Source organism: Bacteroides sp. RTP21281st1_H5_RTP21281_210402 (assembly GCF_040918965.1).
In the GTDB taxonomy this organism is placed as follows: Bacteria; Bacteroidota; Bacteroidia; order Bacteroidales; family Bacteroidaceae; genus Bacteroides; species Bacteroides congonensis.
The window spans coordinates 197,930-220,868 of record NZ_JBCOWR010000010.1; the positions used below are offsets into that span (position 1 = coordinate 197,930).

20 protein-coding genes are annotated in these 22,939 nt (G+C 45.7%); 16 read left to right on the forward strand and 4 right to left on the reverse strand.

The features are described 5' to 3' along the window. The first annotated feature begins 25 nt into the window (after positions 1–25). Positions 26–1,324: a UDP-N-acetylmuramoyl-tripeptide--D-alanyl-D-alanine ligase gene (gene murF, locus AB5443_RS15840; protein WP_277132162.1), complete on the forward strand. Its 1,299-nt coding sequence runs from the start codon at positions 26–28 to the stop codon at positions 1,322–1,324. A 66-nt stretch (positions 1,325–1,390) separates the two neighbouring features. On the opposite strand, the gene AB5443_RS15845 is transcribed toward murF, so the two are convergent. Continuing rightward, positions 1,391–1,798: a VanZ family protein gene (locus AB5443_RS15845; RefSeq protein WP_277132164.1), complete on the reverse strand. Its 408-nt coding sequence runs from the start codon at positions 1,796–1,798 to the stop codon at positions 1,391–1,393. Between the two features lie 102 nt (positions 1,799–1,900). Between AB5443_RS15845 and AB5443_RS15850 the strand changes: the two genes are divergently transcribed. Further along, the gene (locus AB5443_RS15850) at positions 1,901–3,271 is read left to right on the forward strand and encodes a sodium-dependent transporter (protein ID WP_022137398.1); all 1,371 of its coding nucleotides are present in this window, start codon (positions 1,901–1,903) and stop codon (positions 3,269–3,271) included. After that, positions 3,271–4,197, forward strand: a complete 927-nt coding sequence (locus tag AB5443_RS15855) for a helix-hairpin-helix domain-containing protein (protein ID WP_073346715.1) — start codon at positions 3,271–3,273, stop codon at positions 4,195–4,197. Before AB5443_RS15850 ends, AB5443_RS15855 begins: the two co-directional genes overlap by 1 nt. A gap of 178 nt (positions 4,198–4,375) precedes the next feature. Here the strand turns inward: AB5443_RS15855 and AB5443_RS15860 are convergent, their stop codons facing one another. From AB5443_RS15860 to AB5443_RS15870, 3 genes are read right to left on the reverse strand one after another with little or no spacing between them, the layout of a single operon-like run. Further along, positions 4,376–5,032, reverse strand: a complete 657-nt coding sequence (locus tag AB5443_RS15860; protein ID WP_277132166.1) for an ABC transporter ATP-binding protein — start codon at positions 5,030–5,032, stop codon at positions 4,376–4,378. 9 nt (positions 5,033–5,041) lie between these two features. After that, a complete protein-coding gene (locus AB5443_RS15865) occupies positions 5,042–5,776 on the reverse strand; it encodes a tRNA threonylcarbamoyladenosine dehydratase (RefSeq protein ID WP_277132168.1) in 735 nt (244 codons plus the stop codon). Then, entirely contained in the window at positions 5,758–7,893 is a 2,136-nt protein-coding gene (locus tag AB5443_RS15870; RefSeq protein ID WP_195407383.1) for a cation:proton antiporter, read from the reverse strand. Before AB5443_RS15870 ends, AB5443_RS15865 begins: the two co-directional genes overlap by 19 nt. Positions 7,894–8,198: 305 nt before the next feature. Between AB5443_RS15870 and AB5443_RS15875 the strand changes: the two genes are divergently transcribed. The 13 genes from AB5443_RS15875 (at position 8,199) to AB5443_RS15935 (ending at position 22,911) form a co-directional block, all read left to right on the forward strand. Next, the gene (locus AB5443_RS15875; RefSeq protein WP_022137392.1) at positions 8,199–9,206 is read left to right on the forward strand and encodes an aspartate-semialdehyde dehydrogenase; all 1,008 of its coding nucleotides are present in this window, start codon (positions 8,199–8,201) and stop codon (positions 9,204–9,206) included. Positions 9,207–9,457: 251 nt separating this feature from the next. Beyond that, a complete protein-coding gene (locus tag AB5443_RS15880; protein ID WP_368114091.1) occupies positions 9,458–12,301 on the forward strand; it encodes a TonB-dependent receptor in 2,844 nt (947 codons plus the stop codon). Between the two features lie 4 nt (positions 12,302–12,305). Beyond that, complete coding sequence (locus tag AB5443_RS15885) at positions 12,306–13,538, forward strand: DUF4876 domain-containing protein (protein WP_368114090.1); 1,233 nt, start codon at positions 12,306–12,308, stop codon at positions 13,536–13,538. Continuing rightward, positions 13,531–15,042, forward strand: coding sequence for a DUF6850 family outer membrane beta-barrel protein (locus AB5443_RS15890; protein ID WP_368114089.1), 1,512 nt, complete (start codon positions 13,531–13,533; stop codon positions 15,040–15,042). Before AB5443_RS15885 ends, AB5443_RS15890 begins: the two co-directional genes overlap by 8 nt. A gap of 42 nt (positions 15,043–15,084) precedes the next feature. Then, positions 15,085–16,704: a fimbrillin family protein gene (locus AB5443_RS15895; RefSeq protein ID WP_368114088.1), complete on the forward strand. Its 1,620-nt coding sequence runs from the start codon at positions 15,085–15,087 to the stop codon at positions 16,702–16,704. An 86-nt stretch (positions 16,705–16,790) separates the two neighbouring features. After that, on the forward strand, positions 16,791–17,378 hold the full coding sequence (locus tag AB5443_RS15900) for a hypothetical protein (RefSeq protein ID WP_073346720.1): 588 nt from the start codon (positions 16,791–16,793) through the stop codon (positions 17,376–17,378). Beyond that, on the forward strand, positions 17,365–17,931 hold the full coding sequence (locus tag AB5443_RS15905; RefSeq protein ID WP_368114087.1) for a PepSY-associated TM helix domain-containing protein: 567 nt from the start codon (positions 17,365–17,367) through the stop codon (positions 17,929–17,931). The genes AB5443_RS15900 and AB5443_RS15905 overlap by 14 nt, the downstream gene beginning before the upstream one ends. Before the next feature lie 22 nt (positions 17,932–17,953). Continuing rightward, positions 17,954–18,841: an ABC transporter ATP-binding protein gene (locus AB5443_RS15910; RefSeq protein ID WP_368114086.1), complete on the forward strand. Its 888-nt coding sequence runs from the start codon at positions 17,954–17,956 to the stop codon at positions 18,839–18,841. Positions 18,842–18,928: 87 nt separating this feature from the next. Continuing rightward, positions 18,929–19,597, forward strand: coding sequence for a hypothetical protein (locus tag AB5443_RS15915; protein WP_022137384.1), 669 nt, complete (start codon positions 18,929–18,931; stop codon positions 19,595–19,597). Positions 19,598–19,634: 37 nt separating this feature from the next. Beyond that, a complete protein-coding gene (locus tag AB5443_RS15920; RefSeq protein ID WP_368114085.1) occupies positions 19,635–20,669 on the forward strand; it encodes a DUF4857 domain-containing protein in 1,035 nt (344 codons plus the stop codon). A 70-nt stretch (positions 20,670–20,739) separates the two neighbouring features. Further along, entirely contained in the window at positions 20,740–21,060 is a 321-nt protein-coding gene (locus AB5443_RS15925) for a nucleotidyltransferase domain-containing protein (protein ID WP_073346724.1), read from the forward strand. Further along, positions 21,051–21,458 (forward strand): HEPN domain-containing protein, encoded by a 408-nt coding sequence (locus tag AB5443_RS15930; RefSeq protein ID WP_288359878.1) that lies wholly within the window; start codon positions 21,051–21,053, stop codon positions 21,456–21,458. The genes AB5443_RS15925 and AB5443_RS15930 overlap by 10 nt, the downstream gene beginning before the upstream one ends. 151 nt (positions 21,459–21,609) lie before the next feature. Further along, positions 21,610–22,911 (forward strand): lamin tail domain-containing protein, encoded by a 1,302-nt coding sequence (locus tag AB5443_RS15935; RefSeq protein ID WP_368114084.1) that lies wholly within the window; start codon positions 21,610–21,612, stop codon positions 22,909–22,911. Positions 22,912–22,939: the final 28 nt, after the last annotated feature.

Below are 22,939 nucleotides of genomic sequence, written 5' to 3' on the forward strand. Positions count from 1 at the left end.
AGCGTTTTAAATTAAAGTTCAGGTTATGAAACTTACTGCTCTTTACCAAATTTTCCAGGAGTGCCAATCAGTCACTACTGATAGCCGGAACTGCCCGGACGGTTCTTTGTTTATCGCCTTGAAAGGCGAGTCATTCAACGGTAATGCATTTGCCAAGTTAGCGTTGGATTCAGGGTGTGCATACGCCATTGTCGATGAAGCTGAATATGCCGTAGAAGGCGACCGGCGATATATACTTGTAGACGACTGCCTGCAAACCATGCAACAACTTGCCAACTACCATCGCCGCCAACTCGGTACACGTGTGATTGGTATCACCGGAACAAACGGGAAAACGACTACCAAGGAATTAATTTCTTCGGTTCTTTGCAAAGCACACAATGTTCTTTATACATCAGGTAACCTCAACAATCACATCGGCGTGCCCACGACTTTGCTCCGGTTGAAACCGGAACATGACCTCGCCGTTATTGAAATGGGAGCCAATCATCAGGGAGAAATCAAGTTTCTTAGTGAAATAGCCGAACCGGATTATGGTATTATCACCAATGTGGGTAAAGCTCACTTGGAAGGATTCGGCTCTTTCGAGGGAGTTATCAAGACGAAAGGAGAACTCTATGACTTCCTTCGTCCCAAAAGTGATTCCACCGTTTTCATCCATCACGACAATTCGTATTTAATGAATATAGCCGATGGATTGAACCTCATTTCTTACGGTACGCAGGATGATTTGTATGTCAACGGACACATCACGGATAATTCCCCTTATCTTACTTTCGAATGGAAAGCGGGCAAAGACGGAGAGATTCACCAAGTCCGCACACAGCTTATCGGAGAATATAATTTCCCGAATGCCCTGGCTGCCATTACTATCGGACGTTTCTTCGGAGTGGAAGCACAAAAGATTGACGAAGCCCTGGCAGAATATACACCACAAAACAACCGCTCCCAACTCAAAAAGACAGAAGACAACACGTTGATTATTGACGCATACAATGCAAATCCGACCAGCATGATGGCTGCCCTGCAAAACTTCCGCAACATGACTGTTCCCCATAAGATGATCCTATTGGGAGATATGAGAGAACTCGGTGCCGAAAGTGCAGCCGAACACCAGAAGATTGTAGATTACATCAAGGAGAGCAGTTTTGAGAAAGTCTGGCTTGTAGGCGAACAGTTCGCAGCCGCACAACATTCCTTCAAGACTTATGCCAATGTGCAGGAAGTCATCAAAGAACTGGAAACTAATAAACCGAAAGGATACACCATTCTCATCAAAGGTTCCAACGGCATCAAACTCAGTTCGACAGTAGAACACTTATAAACAGTGGAATAATTAGAAGCAAAATACTATAAAATGAAAAGAGAATGCGTCAAAAAGAAGTAAATACTATCTTTTTGGCGCATTCTCTTTTTTATTCATTCTCGGTCGTACCACATAATAGGCAAGTAAACTCGCCAAAATCGCTCCCGTAGAATTGGCTGCAAAGTCCATCCAATCCCCACCACGATAACTGGTACAGTATTCCTGCAACAACTCCACACAACCACTGAAAAGCACAGGGCAAACGAAGGCACCTACCCAAGCATGCCACATAGGAGCATTATCCCTACGGTGCGCCCGCAAAAATTCTAACCATAACATTCCCGACATACCGAAATACATACAAATATGAACTAACTTGTCCAAGTTGGGAATCTCATTCAAATCCGTCTTGGGCGGCTTGAAGAACGACAGGTAAATCACAGTCAATATGATAAAAAGTGAAACGGGATATTTCTTAATATAAGATAGCATAACTAAATAAAATTACAGATTCGATGCAAATATAAGTATCATTTTCTATATTTGCACTTTCATACGTACATTTATAACGATTTGTAAGATAAAACAAGATTTATGACGAAAAATGATAGAGCGAACTTCGGCAGTAAATTAGGCGTAATACTTGCTTCCGCCGGCTCGGCAGTAGGATTGGGCAATATATGGAGATTCCCTTATGAGACAGGAAATCATGGGGGTGCGGCTTTTATTTTGATTTATTTAGGCTGTGTGCTTCTTCTCGGACTTCCCATTTTGATTGCCGAGTTTCTTATAGGACGCCGTTCGAGAGCAAACACCGCAGGCGCCTATCAAAAACTCGCTCCCGGCACACATTGGCGTTGGGTAGGGCGCATGGGCGTATTAGCAGGCTTCCTGATACTCAGTTATTATTCAGTAGTGGCAGGATGGACGCTTGAATATGTTTTTGAAGCCGTCACGAATGGCTTTGCCGGTAAAACGCCCAATGAGTTCATTACTTCTTTCCAAGATTTCTCCAGTAACCCCTGGCGCCCCGTGGTATGGTTGGTGGCTTTCTTGCTGGTTACTCATTTTATCATCGTAAAAGGAGTAGAAAAAGGCATCGAGAAATCTTCCAAGATTATGATGCCTACCTTATTTATTATTATACTCATACTGGTAGTCTGTTCAGTCTCTCTGCCGGGAGCCGGTGCAGGTATCGAGTTTCTGCTGAAACCGGATTTCAGCAAAGTGGACGGGAATGTATTCCTTAGCGCGATGGGACAAGCCTTCTTCTCCCTTAGCTTGGGAATGGGTTGCCTTTGTACTTATGCTTCCTATTTCAGTAAAGAAACCAATCTGACTAAAACCGCATTCAGCGTAGGCATCATTGACACTCTTGTAGCCATATTGGCGGGCTTTATCATCTTTCCGGCAGCTTTCTCCGTAGGCATCCAACCCGGTTCTGGGCCGAGTCTTATCTTCATTACGCTGCCTAATGTATTCCAACAGGCGTTTAGCGGAGTACCCGTATTAGCATACATATTCTCTGTGATGTTCTATACCCTGCTGGCAATGGCTGCCTTGACTTCCACCATTTCACTGCACGAAGTGGTGACGGCTTATTTGCACGAAGAGTTCAAATTCTCCCGGGGAAAAGCGGCAAGGCTGGTCACCGGTGGATGTATATTCCTGGGAATATTCTGTTCCTTGTCACTGGGAGTCACAAAAGGATTCACGGTCTTTGGACTGGGAACGTTCGACCTCTTCGACTTTGTTACAGCTAAAATCATGTTACCGCTCGGCGGATTGTGTATCTCCCTCTTCACGGGATGGTATCTCGACAAGAAAGTAGTATGGTCGGAGATTACAAATGACGGTTCATTGAAAGTTCCCGTGTATAAACTAATCATTTTCATATTGAAATATATCGCCCCAGTTGCCATCACACTGATATTTATCAACGAATTAGGATTCATCAAACTATAATGTGGAAAGACTTTTTTTATTTCACTAAAACCGAACGACAAGGCATTATCGTCCTTGTCGTTCTTATTTTAGGAACATTCGCAATTCCTAAGCTCTTCACGCTTTTCGTCCATCCCAAAGAGATGGATGCCGCTGAACAAGAGAAGTTCGAAAAAGAATTAAATGAATTTATCACTTCCCTCGAAGAGACAAAACCACACAGAAAACCTACCGACAGCTCCTTCCGGTCATCTCCCAAAAGAGAAATAAGGCTTACCGTCTTTGACCCGAATACGGCCGACTCCATGACTTTTCTGTCTCTTGGACTACCGTCATGGATGGCTAAGAACATCCTGCGTTATCGTAGCAAACAGGGACGATTCCACCACCCGGAAGACTTCCGGAAAATATACGGACTAACAGAAGAACAATATCAGACACTGCTTCCTTATATTCAGATTGCGAAAAGTGCCGAGCCTAGAGAACCAAGAGATACAGTACAGCTATTAACAGCAAAAAGCGCACAGCGAGATACTGTATTCAAGTACCAGCCCGGAACTATTATCAGCCTCAACTCTGCCGATACCACCGAACTCAAGAAGATTCCCGGAATCGGTAGCAGCATTGCCCGGAAGATTGTGAATTACCGCAAGCGGCTAGGAGCTTTTTGCCGGATAGAGCAATTACAGGAGATTCAGCTAAAAGTAGAGAAGCTCCGTCCCTGGTTTTCTATTGATGCCGGTCGGATACATCGTATCAACTTAAATAAAGCCAGTTTGGAACGGATGATGTATCACCCGTATATTAACTTCTATCAAGCGAAAGTAATCGTAGAGTACCGGAAAAAGAAGGGAAGCATAAACAGCCTGAAACAGTTATCGCTCTATGAGGAATTTACTCCGGTGGATTTTGAAAGGCTCGAACCATACGTTTGTTGTGATTTATAAAAAAAGATGCATTCCTATCACACCAGACAAGAATGCATCACACACAAACAAAACAAACACTCTACTATCATCTTCACAGACTTCCGTAGAGAAGCGACTACAAATATATAGCAAAAAGGTAGAAACCATGCAAGCCTCTACCTTTTTGGTATCCATTTTTAGAAATTAGGTTTCTTAATTAATCTTTTTTAATCATACCATCAACCATATGCACTGTCCGGTCGGTGATTTTGGCAAGTCCCTCGTCATGGGTGACGATGACAAATGTCTGCCCCAGCCTGTCCCTTAGGTCAAAGAATAGTTGATGTAAATCTTCTTTATTGTGAGTATCCAAACTGCCTGACGGTTCATCGGCCAAGATTACAGCCGGGTCATTGATTAAAGCACGTGCTACTGCTACCCGCTGCTTCTCTCCACCCGACAGTTCATTGGGCTTATGAGAGGCACGGTCGGCAAGCCCCATAAACTCCAGTATCTTCACCGCACGCTCGTTTGCCTCTTTTGAAGATACGCCGGCTATAAACGCAGGAATCATCACATTCTCCAATGCCGTAAACTCCGGCAAAAGCTGATGAAACTGGAATACGAAACCAATATTCTTATTACGGAAAGCAGCCAGTTCCTTCTCTTTCATCTTGCTGACTACCGTCCCGTCAATCTCCACCGTTCCCGCATCCGGCTCATCCAAAGTCCCCATTATCTGCAACAGGGTAGTTTTACCTGCCCCGCTCGGCCCTACGATACTGACAATCTCACTCTTATTGATTTCCAGGTCAATCCCTTTCAGTACCTGCAATGAACCGAAACTCTTCGTTATTCCTTCTAGTTTTATCATAATAGCCTTTTATAATCGTTTAATGACATATTCTGCGAGGTAGCATCCGAACACAGCCGGCATATAGCTGACTGTTCCACAAGTAGATTTCTTATTCTGTTCATCATCGGTCAGCAACACAGCTTTCGGGTCGGCCTGTTCGGTACTGAATACTACCGGGAGCTTCCGTTTCATTCCCATCTTCTGCAAACGTTTCCGAACAGCTTTACTTAGTCCGCAATGGTAAGTATCCCAAAGGTCGGCAAAGCGAACCTGTGTGATATCGCTTTTCGCCCCTGCCCCCATACTGGAAACAATCTTGATATGACGCTTCATCGCTTCACTAATCAGATAGCATTTCGGGCTGATTGTGTCAATAGCATCCACTATAAAATCATACTTACCGGCATCCAGCAGTTCCGGTATATTTTCATCTTTCAGATAGACAGGAAGAACTTTCAGTTCAATATCCGGATTTATATCTTTATACCGGGCAGCCAACACTTCTGCTTTTGTCTTTCCCAATGTGGAATGCATGGCAGGCAACTGGCGGTTTATATTGGTAGGTTGCACCGTGTCGGCATCTACAATCGTCATCCGGCCGACTCCCGCACGACAAATCATCTCGGCCGCATAAGCCCCTACTCCCCCCAAACCTACGACCAACACATGGGAATTACGGATACGATTCATCTTTTCCTCTCCCAAAAGGAGCTCTGTCCTTTGCTGCCAGTTATTTTCTTCCATCAATTTTTCTTTAGCCATTTATAGAACCATTTACCAACCTTTTCATAATGCTGCGACTCATTATGTCCGCGAGGGTCAGAGAAAGAAACAATCTCCTGCGGCTCGCCGAACTGGTCGGGATACAAAATAATCAAACTATTATTAGAGAAATATTTTCCAAGTTGTGCAGGCAGACGTTCAAAAGAAGGATCGTAAGAGATAGACCCCCGACGAGCGGAAATAACAACCAGCAGATGGTCGAAATTGACTTGTCCTGTCAATAGAAGAAGGTCTTCCCACTCGTCCAACGTGGAAAACTCAGTCGGTGTTCCTGCATATTTCTTCTTTACAAGATGCTGAAGCCGCATCAAAGTCCGTTCGTTTGCAAAGAAATGCACGCGACATCCCAGGATGCTTCCCATCCGGCAGAAGTGTTCCACCCATTTTGCAAAACCGGTTTCATATTCGGCTTTCGGCGGAACGGCTATATTGATTCGCCGCAAGGTATTCACCGGCATCAGGAATTTGGCAATCATCACTTCACGATGCGTACCTTTCAGCAAACTTTCGGCCAGATGCCCGAAAAAAGAATCCACGATATTGGCTTTCCGGTGCAAACCGATGACAACGTCCGTAGCTTCATATTCTTTTATCGTATGAATAATCCCCGAAGCAATATTCAAATCATAACGGCTCACCATCGTGACAGGTACATCTGCAGCAGCGGCAATCATCGCCGCTTTTTCCAAATTACGCTTTCCCTGTGATTCTTTCTTTTCCGAACTATTATTATCATTGATAACGTTCAATGCGATTAATGCATTCTTCTGTTTGGCATCTTTTATCACCAGTGCCAGGTTGATAAGGTCTTCAATCGTGTCCGGATTGGCAACCGGAATCAATATATGCTCCTTGTTTTTCTTCGTTCCCTCTTCTTCCGACTGCACTGTTTCATCCAAGGCAAAACGGCGGGCAGCACGTTCCGTCACCAAAGAACTGATGACACAAGTAAAAAGAATCATCACGACCGTACCGTTCAGTACATCGTCGTTCAATAACCGTTCGCCATTCTCCATGATAATCTCGTGTCCGATTAATACCGCTGCCAACGTAGCTGCCGCCTGCGCATTACTCAAACCGAAAATCATGTTCCGTTCGTTCGGTTGCATCCCATAAATCTTTTGCGTAATCCATGCAGCCAGCCATTTGCTAATGGTAGCAACTACCGTCATGACAACCGCCACTTTCAATGCTTCCCCACCGGTGAACAGGCTTCTTACATCAATAATCATTCCGACACCAATCAGGAAATAAGGTATGAACAACGCATTTCCTACAAATTCCAACCGGTTCATCAAGGGAGATACATGAGGAATCAGACGGTTCAAGACGAGTCCGGCAAGGAAAGCTCCCAGAATACCTTCCATTCCCACAAACTCCATCAATCCGCCACCAAGGAAAACCATTGCCAGTACGAATACGAACTGCATCACACTGTCGTCATACTTCCGGAAAAACCAACGTCCGATACGGGGGAAAAAGAAAACAATCAGAAATCCGAGGAAAGCGACTTTTGCTACAAGAAAGCCCCAAAACCAACCATCGACAGTCCCTTTGAACATACCACCTATGACTGCAAGAATAATCAAGGCAAGGGTAACGGTTACTGCCGTACCACCAATCGTTATATTGACACTGCGCAGACGCGACAAACCATAACGACTGATTATAGGATAAGCAATCAACGTATGGGAAGCGTACATACTCGCCAATAGCACAGCGGTGAGAAAACCATATCCCAACATACTCATACTACTCCATATACCTAATCCCATCGGAATCAAAAAGGTGAGCCAGCCGAACACAAAACTTTTCGTCCGGTTCTTCTTGAAATCTTCCATATCCATTTCGAGCCCGGCAAGAAACATGATGTAGTATAGTCCTACTTTACCGAAAAGTTCGAAGCTACTGTCGCGGTCGAGCACATGAAAGCCATGTTCGCCAATCACCACTCCCGCCAAAATCATACCTATAATATGAGGTATATGCAGACGTCCGAGAATCATCGGAGCAAAGAGAATGATAATCAATACCAGGAAGAATACCCAGGTAGGGTCAGTTATCGGTAAGGTAAAATTAAAATCAAACAGGTTCATAGGCTATGGCTTTAGGAATTCAATGCAAAGGAACAAAAAAGTTCGCAGAATCACAATGAATGTTCAGACTGTGTATTATTTATTTCACCGCTTACCTGACAGGATATATTTCGTCAGGCACTTTTATTTCATACGGCAACCACGCCTGACTATACGCAAGGTTAAAGTAATCCACCCAAAAACTGAAATATTTCTCTCAAAAGCGATGTTTATATGCTAAATTGTTATAATTTTGCAGCCAAATCTCTTCTATTCGACAGTGTAAGGAGAGAAATTCAATATTCACAATTTAACAAAAGAAAAAGATGAAAGTAGCTATTGTTGGCGTAAGCGGAGCCGTGGGACAGGAATTCCTGCGCGTGCTCGATGAAAGAAACTTCCCGTTGGACGAGTTAGTTTTGTTCGGTTCTAAACGTAGTGCCGGAACAACATATACTTTCCGCGGTAAACAGATCGAGGTGAAACTCTTACAACACAACGATGACTTTAAAGGGGTAGACATTGCTTTCACTTCTGCCGGTGCAGGCACATCCAAGGAGTTTGAGAAAACCATCACTAAATATGGTGCTGTGATGATTGACAACTCCAGCGCATTCCGTATGGATGCCGATGTACCTTTGGTAGTGCCCGAAGTAAATCCCGAAGACGCTTTGGAGCGTCCTCGTGGCGTCATCGCCAACCCTAACTGTACAACTATCCAAATGGTAGTTGCACTGAAAGCCATCGAACAGCTTTCTCATATAAAAACCGTGCACGTGTCTACCTATCAGGCAGCCAGTGGCGCGGGTGCCGCTGCCATGGACGAATTGTACGAACAATATCGCCAGGTATTGGCTAACGAACCTGTGACTGTGGAGAAGTTTGCATATCAGTTGGCTTTCAACCTGATTCCGCAAGTGGACGTATTTACAGAAAACGGTTACACGAAGGAAGAGATGAAGATGTTCAACGAAACACGTAAAATCATGCATTCCGACATCAAGGTTAGTGCTACTTGCGTACGTGTTCCTGCATTGCGCGCTCACTCTGAAAGTATTTGGCTGGAAACAGAACGTCCTATCTCTATTGAAGAAGCCCGTGAAGCATTCGCCAAAGGCGAAGGACTGGTTCTTCAGGACAATCCTGCCGAAAAAGAATATCCGATGCCGTTGTTCCTGGCCGGAAAAGACCCTGTATATGTGGGTCGTATCCGCAAAGACCTGACCAACGAAAACGGACTGACTTTCTGGGTTGTAGGCGACCAAATCAAGAAAGGCGCCGCATTGAACGCTGTTCAGATTGCCGAGTATCTGATTAAAGTAAAAAATGTCTAAAGTATGAGTCCGGAGATTGTGTCCGGCCATCAATAACGATAAGCCAAATCTATGAACCGGCTTGCAACGCGATACAATTCGCCATGCAAGCCGGTTTCTTCTTTTACACACCAAATATCGCATCCATAGAACCGGAAAGGATGTATTTACGAAATCCCTCACTCATTATAGGTATTTCATTTCCTTAAAATAACAATTTATAGCGATTGTCCCACGCCCGTTTTTTAACGAATTTTGCGCAAAACTTATCTATGAAGTATTGTCTTTTTAATATAGCATTGTGGGGGCTATTATTTTGTAATCTATTTGAAGCTGCTGCCGATTCAAACATTCATACAATCTCCGGCCGCGTGACCGAAGCAAAAACGAATACCCCTTTACCTGGTGCATCTATCGTCATCAAAGGCACCTACTTATGGGCTGTATCCAATCAGAAAGGAGAATTTACGATACCGGGAATACAAAACGGACGTTATAATCTGGAGGTATCTTTCTTGGGATACGTACCGGCAAGTGTTCCCGTAAACGTACGCAATGACATTAAGAATCTGACCATACAACTTCAAGAGAATACCCTCGCACTGGAAGACGTGGTTGTCACCGCACAAGCTCCGAAAAATGAATTGAATACTACGCTGACTATCGGCAGCAATGCATTGGAACATCTTCAAGTATCCAATATCAGTGATATTTCTGCTCTTCTGCCGGGGGGAAAGACGAAAGTGCCCGACCTTACCGCCAACAATATTTTCTCATTACGCAACGGTGGCTCGACAATTGGCAACGCGGCTTTCGGAACAGCCGTAGAAGTGGACGGCGTACGTATCGGCAATAATGGTTCGTTCGGTGAGATGAACGGCACAGATACGCGGAGCATTCCTGTGGCGGATATCGAGTCGGTGGAAGTAATCACGGGTGTACCGTCCGCAGAATATGGCGACCTGAACAGTGGTATGGTTAAAATCCATACAAGGAAAGGGAAAACTCCCTGGAACATACTACTATCCATCAATCCCCGTACGGAACAGGTTTCATTTTCCAAAGGGCTCGATTTGGGGAACGACAAAGGCGTTATCAACATAAACGGAGAATGGACAAAAGCCACCCAAAAGCTGATTTCTCCTTATACCTCTTATACTAGAAGAAGTTTCTCCGCCGGATACAGCAATACGTTCAACAAAGTATTCCGGTTCGATATCGGCTTCACGGGTAATATCGGCGGAATGAACACGAAAGACGACCCCGACGCATATTCAGGAGAATATACCAAAGTGAGGGACAACGTATTCCGTGCAAACACTTCATTGTCATGGCTGCTCAACAAATCATGGATAACCAACCTGAAACTCGATGCATCCGTATATTACAATGACAACAACTCACACGCACATACCTTTTACTCTTACGCATCCGAACAACCGGCAGTCCACGCCACGCAGGAAGGATATTTCCTCGCAAGCAAACTGCCATACACCTACTTTGCCGACCAGATTATAGATTCCAAGGAAGTGGACTATGCCGCATCCCTGAAATATGAATGGAACCGCCGGTTCGGGACTGTCAACAGTAACCTGAAAGCGGGTGTCCAATGGAAGGCAACAGGCAATGCCGGTGAAGGGGAATATTACAAAGACCCCGCGTTAGCCCCGACCGGCTACCGTCCGCGACCTTACAGTTCGTATCCGTATATGCATAACGTGTCATTTTATGCGGAAGAAAACCTGTCCCTGCCTGTCGGCAATACAATGCTCAGGCTGATGGCAGGCGTACGTTGGGAAAATCTGTTTATCAAAGGAACAGAATACAACAGCCTGAACAGCCTTTCACCGCGTTTCAACGCCCGGTGGCAATTGAACGAACATATCGCTATCCGTGGCGGATGGGGAATTTCGGAGAAGTTACCCTCGTTTTATATGCTATATCCCAAGCAGGAGTACCGGGACATACAGACTTTCGGTTTCTCATCCAATAACAATGAATCATCTTATGTATATTACAGCCAACCCTACACCTTGTTGCACAACAAGAATCTCCGTTGGCAGAAGAACCAAAATTCGGAGATAGGTATCGACCTTGATGTAGCCCGAACCCGGATTTCATTAGTCGGATATTTCAACCGTACGAAACTGCCGTATAAATACACACATACCTATACCCCTTTTTCATATGACGTGCTTCAATTGCCCGATGGATTCACCATGCCCGCCAACCCGCAAATCAATGTGGACAGCCAGACAGGGATGGTTTATATACGTGGGAACGAATCAGGCTATTGGACTCCGATGGATGTGAAGGTGACCGACCGGACATTTGTCAGGTCAACCTCTCCCGACAACGGTGCGGACGTGATTCGCCGGGGAGCGGAAATGATTGTCGATTTCCCGGAGATAACTCCTATCCGTACGCAATTCCGGGTGGATGCCGCCTATACATATACCAAATACATAGATAATTCGTTATCCTATTATTATCAGAACGGATGGTCGCACACCGACACCAGTCTTCCCAACCGTTCCTACCAATATGTAGGTATCTATGCCAATGGCGACAATTCATCCATAACCGCCAACGGCAAGCGTACCCACTCACTGGATGCCAATATCACCGCCATCACCCGCATCCCGAAAGCGCGGCTGATTATATCATGCCGGTTGGAAGCCTCACTCGTGAAACGTTCGCAGAACATTTCCGAATACAAAGGCAAGGAATACGCTTTCAACGTCAGCGAAAGCAGCAACACCCAAACCGGGGGAAGCATTTATGACGGAGACTCCTACACAGCCATCCGCCCGGTAGCCTATCTCGACCTGAACAATGAGATGCATCCTTTCACCGACGCCGAAGCCGGAAATCCGGAGTTCTCCTATCTGATACGCAAATCGGGCAATGCCTATACGTTCGCGGCCGACGGGTACAACCCGTATTTTTCTGCCAACATCAACATTACCAAAGAGATTGGCGACCATATATCCCTGTCTCTCAATGCTATCAACTTCACGAACTCCCGGCCTTATGTGAAATCCCGCGCCACCGGTGTAAGCGCGCTCTTCACCCCTGATTTTTATTATGGACTCACTTGCCGCATCAAACTTTAAACTTATGAAACAATTTATCTATATAGTATTACTGACAGTCACCGGCATCACAGCAGGATGCACGGACATAGACAAAGAGAATCCGTACGCCGACCGGTTGCACACATTGCAGGTCACTGCCGTCTACCCGGAAGGTTACACGGAGCATCTCCGTGAAGGAGTAACCGTGAAAATTGAAGACGTAGACCGGGGCAACTCTTACAAGGCAAAAACCGACAGGAACGGAACGGTACAATTTTCACTGGCACAAGGAATATACCGTGTGCAAATCAGTGACAAGAGCGAACAGGACATCTTCAACGGACTCGCCGACAATGTAAAACTGACCGACGGGGATATGGCTTTCAACCTTCCGTTGCTCCATTCCAGGGCAGGAGCTATCATTATCAAGGAAATCTACTGCGGCGGTTGTACTAAACTGCCGTTGGAAGGAAATTACCAGTCCGACAAATACCTCATCCTTCACAATAACGACTCGGAAGTGCAATACCTCGACAGCCTTTGTTTCGGGACACTCGACCCTTACAATGCACAGGCGACCAACGTATGGGTGAAGCAGGACGCGGAAACCGGAGCAACCATCTTCCCCGACTTCGCCCCTATCGCCCAGTGCGTCTGGCAGTTCGGCGGCACAGGCAGGACATTCCCCCTGCAACCGGGAGAAGATGCGGTGATTGCCCTCAACGGAGCTATCGACCATGCGGCACAATACCCGCAATCCGTCAACCTGAACAAAGCCGGATATTTTGTCTGTTACAATAACGTCTATTTCCCGAATACCCAATACCATCCGGCTCCGGGCGACCAAATCACACTGGAACATTACTTGAACGTAGTCGTGAAGACCGGGCAGGCAAATGCCTATACATACTCGTTATCCTCTCCCGCCACTGTCATCTTCAAGGCTGAGGGAACTACAATACAGGACTTCGTTTCCAGGGAAGGCAGCATCATGCAAAAGCCCGGAAGCACAACCGACCGTGTGATAGCCGTCCCGTTAGAGTGGGTTATCGACGGCACGGAAATTTATTACGGCGGTTCCTCGAACAACAAAAAACGCATCTCTCCTTCCATTGACGCCGGATACGTCACACAAAGCGCCACTTACAACGGACGCAGCCTGTACCGCCATATAGACGAAGAAGCCACGCAGGAAGCCGGTTATGAGATACTGGTAGATACCAACAACTCCTCTACCGATTTTTACGAACGGGAAAAACCATCTTTGCATGAGTGATATGAGAAAAATATATATAGCCTGTCTTTTGCTGTCATGCATGGCGACCGCCGCTTCGGCACAGACCTATGATATTATAGAACGGCGTAACTCATGGAACGCCGGAGCTAATGTCACCGGTATCATGATGGACAGCGTCACCACTTCTTACGCCGAATTGTACGGGAACAACCGCCACGGCGACTTCCGCAACTCATACGAAGCGGAAAAGTCTTGGAGCGCCGGGGCGGTAGCAAAGTCCATCACACACCTGAAAAGTTATTCCCTGACCGGCTCGTTCTCCTTCGACCACACTTCTGGCAAGAATATGAGTGGCTCGATGTTTATCCATCCGGGATTTTATCCGGTAGACCTTCTCGAGTTCACCCCCGGACGCAAAAACCTGCAAACCTACGCGTTCATGGGCGGCATAGCAACCGACATCGCCCCCAACTGGCGGCTGGGTGGAAAGGTGGATTTTGCCGCATCCAACTACTCCAAGCGGAAAGACTTGCGGCATACCAACTACAGGCTCGACCTGACGGTAGCCCCCAGTGTCATGTATCATTCCGGTGAACTGGCAATCGGTTTCTCTTATATCTTCAACAAGAACAGCGAGTCTGTCAAAGCGGAAGTTATCGGCACGGCGGAAACATCTTACAATGCCTTTCTGGATAAAGGACTTATGTACGGGGCCTACGAAGCATGGAACGGTAGCGGAATCCACCTGAGCGAATCGGGAATCAACGGTTTCCCTATCAAGGAGCTCTCTCACGGAGCAGCCTTGCAACTGCAATGGAAAGGTTTCTACGGAGAGTTCGGATATACGCATTCTTCCGGTTCTGTCGGCGAACGGGAAGCCATCTGGTTCAAATTCCCGACACATCGGATTGCTTCCCGTTTAAGTTACCGCTTCAAACAAGGGAACAAAGAGCATTTCCTACGGCTGAACCTGCAATGGTCGCATCTGGCAAATAATGAAAACGTAATAAGCAAGGAGACAGTCAACGGAATAACGACCACTCATGTACACGGTTCCAACCGCATCTTCGAGAAAGACGCTTTCTTCGCCAATCCCGAATATGAACTTTTAAGCCCCCGCGGAGAGTTTCGTGCGGGAAGCGAGTTGTCGGTATTCAAGTCTCTCGCCACCCAAATGTACCCTTATATTGCTTCGGAAAAGATGCTATGCAGCCGGACGTATATCTCCGGCGTACTTCATACCGGAAAATTCGACCTGAAAGCCGCCGTTTCCTTTTCTACGGGAAACTTCACCGAAAAAAGCAGGACTGCCGGAACAACGACAGAGCCGGGCGACCCGCCCTACCGCCTGACGGATGAGTATAATCTGCGGAATGAGTACGCAACCGCCACGCACGCCACCTTCCGGCTCGGATTACGCTATCATTTCAACAAAGGAATTTACGCTGAAGTGCAGGGAAGTTATACGCACGGTTTCAACCTTAACTATATAGAAGGTTCAAGCCGTTGGAACGAAACGGTAAAGTTGGGATATACCTTTTAAATTAGAAACAATCCATATTTATACATACTAAATTATCAAGCAATGAAGAAGATTTTGACATTTATGTTCGCAGCCGCACTATTGGCATCCTGCCAGCAGGAAGAGAATGAAACTACGACTATTGACACCAATGGCCGCATTACTATCGCACCTATTATCACACGTGCTACGGAAGTTGACTTCGAAGATACAGACCAAATCGGCGTAACAATCACCCAAAGCAATGACTTTGTGTACGCATCAAACAAGCTGATGACATACAATAACGGAGTATTTACCGGTGACTTGCTTTGGTATCCCGAAGGAAACGACAAATCGCAGATAGTAGCTTATTATCCTTATGACGCAGCCGGTGCTCCGACTTCATTTACAGTAAAGGCCGACCAGACCGACCAGGCTACAGGCTACGGCGCGTCCGACCTTATCGCCGCAAGCAAGTCCGACGTACTTCCTTCTACCAATGCTGTCGTCATGAACTTTAAGCATATACTTACCAAACTCGTTATTAACGTAGAGAACGATACACAATCGGATATTTCATCGGTCGTACTGAAAGGTTCTGTCCCGACCGCTACTCTCGACCTGCCCGCCCTTTCGGTCACAGCAGACGAAAGCGCTACGGCAACAAACATTACCGCACAAGTTGTTAAGGCAAATGAGACTTACCGTGCCATCGTCATCCCGCAGACAGTAGCTTTCACCCTTGAAGTGGCAACTGCCGACGGCAAGACTTTATCACAGAGACTTACTTCTACTACATTGGCGCAAGGCGGACAATATAGTGTGAATGCCCGTGTGCTGCCCGATGATATAATTGTTACGCTTAGCGGAAAAATCGAAAGTTGGACAGATGAGGGGGAAATCGGAACAGACAATGAAGTACCTTTTGAAGAGCATCTTGATGAGAATTATTTCTTGTATGATGGAGTGAAATACAACATTGTAACTCTTGCGAACGGCACAACATGGATGGCAGAACCGCTTGCTTACTTACCGAAAGGATATACTCCGTCCACTGACCCGACGGCAGATTCTCATATTTGGTATCCTTATGAAATAGTAGACGGTGCAACCGTAGCTACAACAGAAGAAAGTGCTATAAAAGAATTGGGTTATCTATATGACCTGCAAGCTGCACTGGGTGGTAAGGAAATCACGGAAAGCAACCTGAATAGTTTTGAAGGAGCACAAGGCATCTGCCCGAAAGGATGGCATATACCGACACGTCTGGAATACTTTAACCTCGTAGGGAAATCAACGAATGATGCCGACGGAAAAGTACCGGCTGATGGTGATAAAGCACTTTTCTATGATGCAGCCTATGATGGTGGCAAAATTGCATCACTCAATGAAGCAGGATTCAATTATCAGTTCTCCGGAGTTCGTATGGCATCAAATTTCGCAGCTACTCCCTCCTATCAGAAAACAGTAATCAGCAGCACCACCAGTACAAAAAGCGAATGGTTCGGGAAGCCAAGTGTGAATTATTATATGACTTCGACAGCTTACAAGGCTGCATATAACGCCAGCGAAGAACTTACCAATATTCAGTTCTTCACATTAATGAGCACATTTACCCTTGCCAAATATCCGGAAGGCAGATTATCATTATCGTATGTCGGCATTAAATCCGGCATGCAACTCCGTTGTGTAAGGGACTAATCCGCCACCCTGTAAAGAGAACCATTATACGCTATAAGCAAAACAAGAAACTATTTACAAACTATATAAAAACAAAAGCAGTAACAATGAAAACAAGAAAGCTAACAATCGCAATTGCCCTCATGGCAATAACCATTATCGGAACTTCATGTGGCAACAAACAACAGAAAAGCGCGTCAGAAGCAACTACGGAACAAACGGCCTCTTCCGCTTTAGAAATCGACTCCCTTCTGGCAAATGCCGAAAGTCTTGCCGGAAAAGAGGTAACCATCGAAGGCGTCTGTACTCATACCTGCAAACATGGCGCAAAGAAAATCTTCCTGATGGGCAGCGACGACACGCAAGTAATCCGCGTGGAAGCCGGAACACTGGGAGCATTCGACCCTAAATGCGTGAACTCCATCGTCCGCGTCACCGGTACACTGAAAGAGCAACGCATCGACGAAGCCTATCTCCAAAACTGGGAAGCCCAACTCAAAGCACAAGCTGCCGAGAAACACGGAACAGGCGAAGCCGGATGCGACACTGAGAAGAAAGCGCGCGGTGAAACAGCCAACACGCCCGAAGCCCGTATCGCAGACTTCCGCGCCAAGATAGCCGACCGCAAGGCAAATACAGGAAAAGAGTATTTATCATTCTATTTTATGGAAGCCAATTCGTATGAAGTGGAGTAGCAGCATCCGTAAATGGAGCCGGATTATACACCGCGATTTATCATTTTTCTTTGCCGGAATGGTCTTGATATATGCCATTTCCGGCATTGTAATGAATCATCGCGATACGATTAATCCGAACTTCTCCATCACGCGGAAAGAATACAAGATAACAGAAAACCTGCCGGACAAAACCGGAATGAATAAGGAGAAAGTACTTACTTTACTACAACCACTGGGAGAGACAGGCAACTACACCAAACATTACTTCCCTCAAACGGACGTGATGAAGGTCTTTCTGAAAGGCGGTTCCAACCTGCTGGTGAATGTAAAGACAGGGGAAGCAATCTACGAGTCTGTCACCCGCCGGCCGCTTATCGGGGCGATGTCCCGCCTGCATTATAATCCGGGGCAGTGGTGGACGCACTTCGCGGATATTTTTGCCGTCGGACTTATTATCATCACTCTCTCCGGCATCATCATGCTGAAAGGGAATAAAGGTATTATCGGTAGAGGGGGAATAGAGCTCATTGTCGGAATCTTGATTCCTATTCTCTTCCTTTTCTTCTTTTGAATAGAATAACAGATAAAATCGAATGGAACAAATTATCGAATGTAACAACCTGACGCATTATTACGGCAAACGGTTGATTTACGAAAACCTCAGTTTCACAGTACCCAAAGGACGCATTCTGGGGCTGTTGGGAAAAAACGGTACGGGTAAGACCACCACTATAAATATCCTGAGCGGTTACCTCAAACCGCGTTCGGGAGAGTGCCGTATCTTCGGACAGGAGATACAAACCATGGCACCCGCCCTGCGCCGCAACATCGGGCTGCTCATCGAAGGTCATGTACAATATCAGTTTATGACCATCACCGAAATAGAGAAATTCTACGCGGCTTTCTATCCCGGACAGTGGAAAAGGGAAGCGTATTATGAACTGATGAACAAGTTGAAAGTAGCTCCGGGACAGCGTATCTCACGTATGTCTTGCGGACAACGCTCGCAAGTGGCTCTCGGACTGATTCTAGCGCAGAATCCCGAGCTTTTGGTATTGGATGACTTCTCCCTCGGACTCGACCCCGGTTACCGCCGTCTGTTCGTAGACTATCTCCGCGACTATGCCCGCTCCGAAGGAAAAACGGTCTTCCTGACTTCGCATATCATTCAGGATATGGAACGTCTGGTGGACGATTGCATCATCATGGACTACGGAAAGATACTGATTCAGAAACCGATTTCCGAGTTACTGGAAAAGGGACGCCGCTATACATTTACAGTTCCCGAAGGCTATGAGTTTCCCGAATCCGGAGATTTCTATCATCCTTCCGTCATGCGGAATACGTTGGAGACTTTCTCCTTCCTGCCGCCTGCGGAAACAGAGGAGAAGCTGAAATCAATGTCAGTGCCTTATACGGACTTGCATAGCGAACAAGTGAATTTGGAAGACGCCTTTATCGGTCTGACAGGGAAATACTGAATTGAGAATTGAAAAATAAGAGCCGATAGATTATTGACTGATAGATAATCGGCTGATAGATTAGAACAGATAACTTATCTTAAAACAATGTACGCTATATTTTATAAAGAATGGATAAAGACACGGTGGTATTTCCTGCTTGCCGTACTCGCCACACTCGGTTTTACAGGCTACTGTATGCTCCGCATCAACCGGGTGGTAGAAATGAAAGGAGCCGCGCATGTATGGGAAGTCATGCTGCAACGGGATGTCATATTCATTGATATGTTACAATATATCCCCCTGATTGCCGGAATCCTGATGGCAATCGTGCAGTTTGTGCCCGAGATGCAGCGCAAGTGCCTGAAACTGACGCTTCACCTGCCCTATCCGGAGTTGAAGATGACAGGAAATATGCTGCTCTCCGGTCTGGTGCTGCTCCTTGTCTGCTTCGCTTCCAACTTCCTGCTGATGGAAGTTTATCTGAGCGGAGTGCTTGCCCATGAACTGAAGAACCATATCCTGCTCACCGCCCTGACGTGGTATCTTGCCGGAATCTCCGGTTACCTGCTTGTCGCATGGATTTGTCTCGAACCGGCATGGAAACGACGTATCCTGAACCTCGTCATCGCCGTGCTTTTACTGCGAATCTTCTTTCTGTCGCCCACACCGGAAGCCTACAACAAGTTTCTCCCTTACCTGTTGGTCTATACATTGCTGACAGCCTCTTTCTCATGGCTCTCCATCGTACGGTTCAAGGCGGGAAAACAAGACTAAAAGAAATGAAGAACTAAACATTAAGAATCAAATAAAGATGAGACGTTTCAGTACCTTATTATTATATGTCACCATTGCTTTCCTGCTCCTATGGCAGTTGCCGTGGTGTTACAATTTCTTTGTTGTAAAGCCGGAGAAGACTCCCTTTACGCTATATAGCTTCGTTATCGGTGATTTCGCCCTGATGGGACAAGAGGACGGAAAAGGAACGGTGCGCCGTGACCTTGCCGGAAATATCTATTCCGAAGCTGCTTTCGACAGCATTCTTCCGATGTTCTACTTCCGTCAGTTGATGTCCGACGAACGTTTTCCGGACACGATAAAAGGAATAGCAGTCACTCCCAAACTGGTACAGACGGAGAACTTCAATTTCCGCAGTGTCCCTTCGGACATCAATGCTCCCTCTATCGGACTTTATCCTTTACTCGAATCCATGTCCGGACGTGTAGACCTCAAGATGCCGGACGATGTATTCCGCATCACTTCCCAAGGAATTGACTTTATCGACATGTCTACCAACAGCGTAAAGGCAGACAAAAGCCTTCAGTTCACGGAAGCCATGAGCAAAAAAGGCTTTCGCTTCCCCGCTACGAAGATAGCAGGAAACCCGACCGTGAAGAAAGAGTACGACGAAGGATATCTCCTGTTGGATGCCGACCGCCGTCTGTTCCATCTGAAACAAGTGAAAGGCCGTCCTTACGTCCGTGCCATACCACTGCCCGAAGGATTGGCACTGAACCACCTGTACCTGACAGAATTCAGGAGTAAAAAGACGCTTGCTTTTATGACAGACGTCAACAATGCCCTTTACATCTTGAACAACCGTACCTATGAAATAGTGAAAACAGGCATCCCGATGTTTAATCCCGAAACGGATGCGCTGACGATTATAGGCAATATGTTCGACTGGACTGTACGGGTGACTACTCCGGCTTCCGACAACTATTATGCATTGAATGCCGACGATTATTCACTGATTAAGGCATTGGAAAATAAATCGAATGTTCATTCCATGCCGGGTATCACTTTCACTTCCTATACGGATAAGTATGTGATGCCGCGCTTCGAATAAGGCTGAAAAAATACTGGAATTGGTAGGATAAGAGAAAAAAATATTGTTCCTTTGCATAAAAGGAACTTCTATGCAAAAAGAAAGAGTGATATATTCCATTCGGGAAACAGCCGGCAAAGTGCTTCCTTTCGGAGCAAAAGTCGTATTGTTCGGGTCACAAGCTCGTGGAGACGCGAGAGAAGACTCCGACTGGGATATTCTCATTCTTTTGGATAAGGATAGAATTAATAATATGGATTTTGATGATGTAGCCTATCCGCTAGTCGAACTAGGATGGAAAATAGGAGTAATGATAAATCCTATATTATATACGTACAGAGACTGGCAAAAAAGAAATTTCACCCTTTTCTATAAAAATGTAGAACAAGAAGGAATTGTGTTATGTCATTAAGTATTGAAGAAAAAAAGGCTATCATAGCTTATCGTATTCAAAAGGCAAAAGCTACGATGATTGAGGCACAAGACAATGCCCAATTAGGACATTGGAATCTTGTTGCCAATCGTTTATATTATGCAGCATTTCACATCATTTCCGCCTTACTCACCGACAAAGGCTTATTTTCAAAAACTCATAATGGCGTTATCTGTTTATTCGGACAAGTATTTGTTGAAAAAGAATTGGTAAGCAAAGAAGATGCCCGTTTGGTTTCGCGACTACAAAATATGAGAAAATCCGGAGACTATGATGATTTATTCGATTGGACAGAAGAAGATGTCATTCCCTTATTGGATAAAACAGAGCAACTCATACAAAAAATCGAAAAACTTATTTCACTAAAAGACATGTAACAAGAATCACGCTGACAAAAACGGATAAACAGAGTGTCTTTTCCATAAAAAATACTACTTTTGTATCTAATAAAACATTTAAGCCGCAATTGCCTCTGCGTTATACACAAACAAATACGGTTAATGAAAACTACTTAATATATATAACCGTATGAGAATCTACAAAACACTTATATTCATATCCCTAAGCCTTTTTGTCCTTTTATTCCAAAGTTGTTCACTCCCTGCAGATGACGAAGCGGCAGAAAATCCCGAAGAAGAAGATACTATCACATCCGAACTTCCATGGGAAGGGGAAACGGACAAATTCACTATCAATGCCAAAGAAGGAATCCGCCTGAATGACCCGCAGGAAGATGCAGGAACCGCCTACGCCACTTTCCCTTCTTCTTCCGTAAAAAACACCCGTTGGGAGTTCGGAGTACGCCTCACTTTTAATCCGTCCGCCAACAATTATGCCCGATTTTACCTGACCTCTTCTTCCAACGTACTTTCCGGCAGTTTGAACGGTTATTATATCCAAATAGGCGGAGTCAAAGACAACGTAGCGCTTTATCGCCAGAATGGAGAACAATCCAAGCTTCTGGCTTCGGGAAGGGAACTGATGAAAGGAAACAACTCACCGAAGTTATATATAAAAGTAGAGTGTGACAACAACGGCTACTGGACTTTCTGGACACGCCTGGATTCCGAAGATGAATATACCAAAGAAAAACAAATAAAAGACAATAGTATCCAAAACTCTTCCTGCTGCGGAATATACTGTATTTATACCCAAACCCGCAGCAAAGGCATCACTTTCCATCATGTACAGTTATCGAACGATGTGGAGACAACGACAAAGCCCGACGGGACACCGGATGAACCGGATACCCCCGCAGACCCAGTCCCCCTTCCGCCTGATTATCCGGCAGAAGTAAAAGGGATTTTATTGTTCAACGAAGTAATGTATGATAATGCAACAGACGGGGCAGAATATATAGAACTCTATAACCCATCCGGTTCTACCGTCTCTGTCCCGTCATTAAAACTTATGAGATATGTAGATGCGGGGGCGAACACCACAACCACCAAGTCTACCGTTATCCTGCAACAAACGGACGGCAATCAGGAAATAAGCGTTCCCCCTTACGGTTATATATGCCTTACGAAATCAGCCGCTACCCTTATCAAAAAGCACAAGACCAATGGAGAGACAATTATCGGAATAGCCAACTTTCCCAAACTGACCAACGAAGACAGTTATCTCGCTATAATGACTAACGAGGAAAAGTCACGGCTTATCGACAAATGCAGTTACTTTGAATCCATGCACAGTTCCGGTGACAAAAGACATCAAGGCATATCTCTCGAGAAGGTTTCACCGGAGCTATCTTCCTCAACCCGAAAGAACTGGCATTCATCCAAGGCACTGACAGGGGGAACGCCGGGGATACCAAACTCACAAGAGTAAAGGCTTATATAACAATTATACTTCCCTT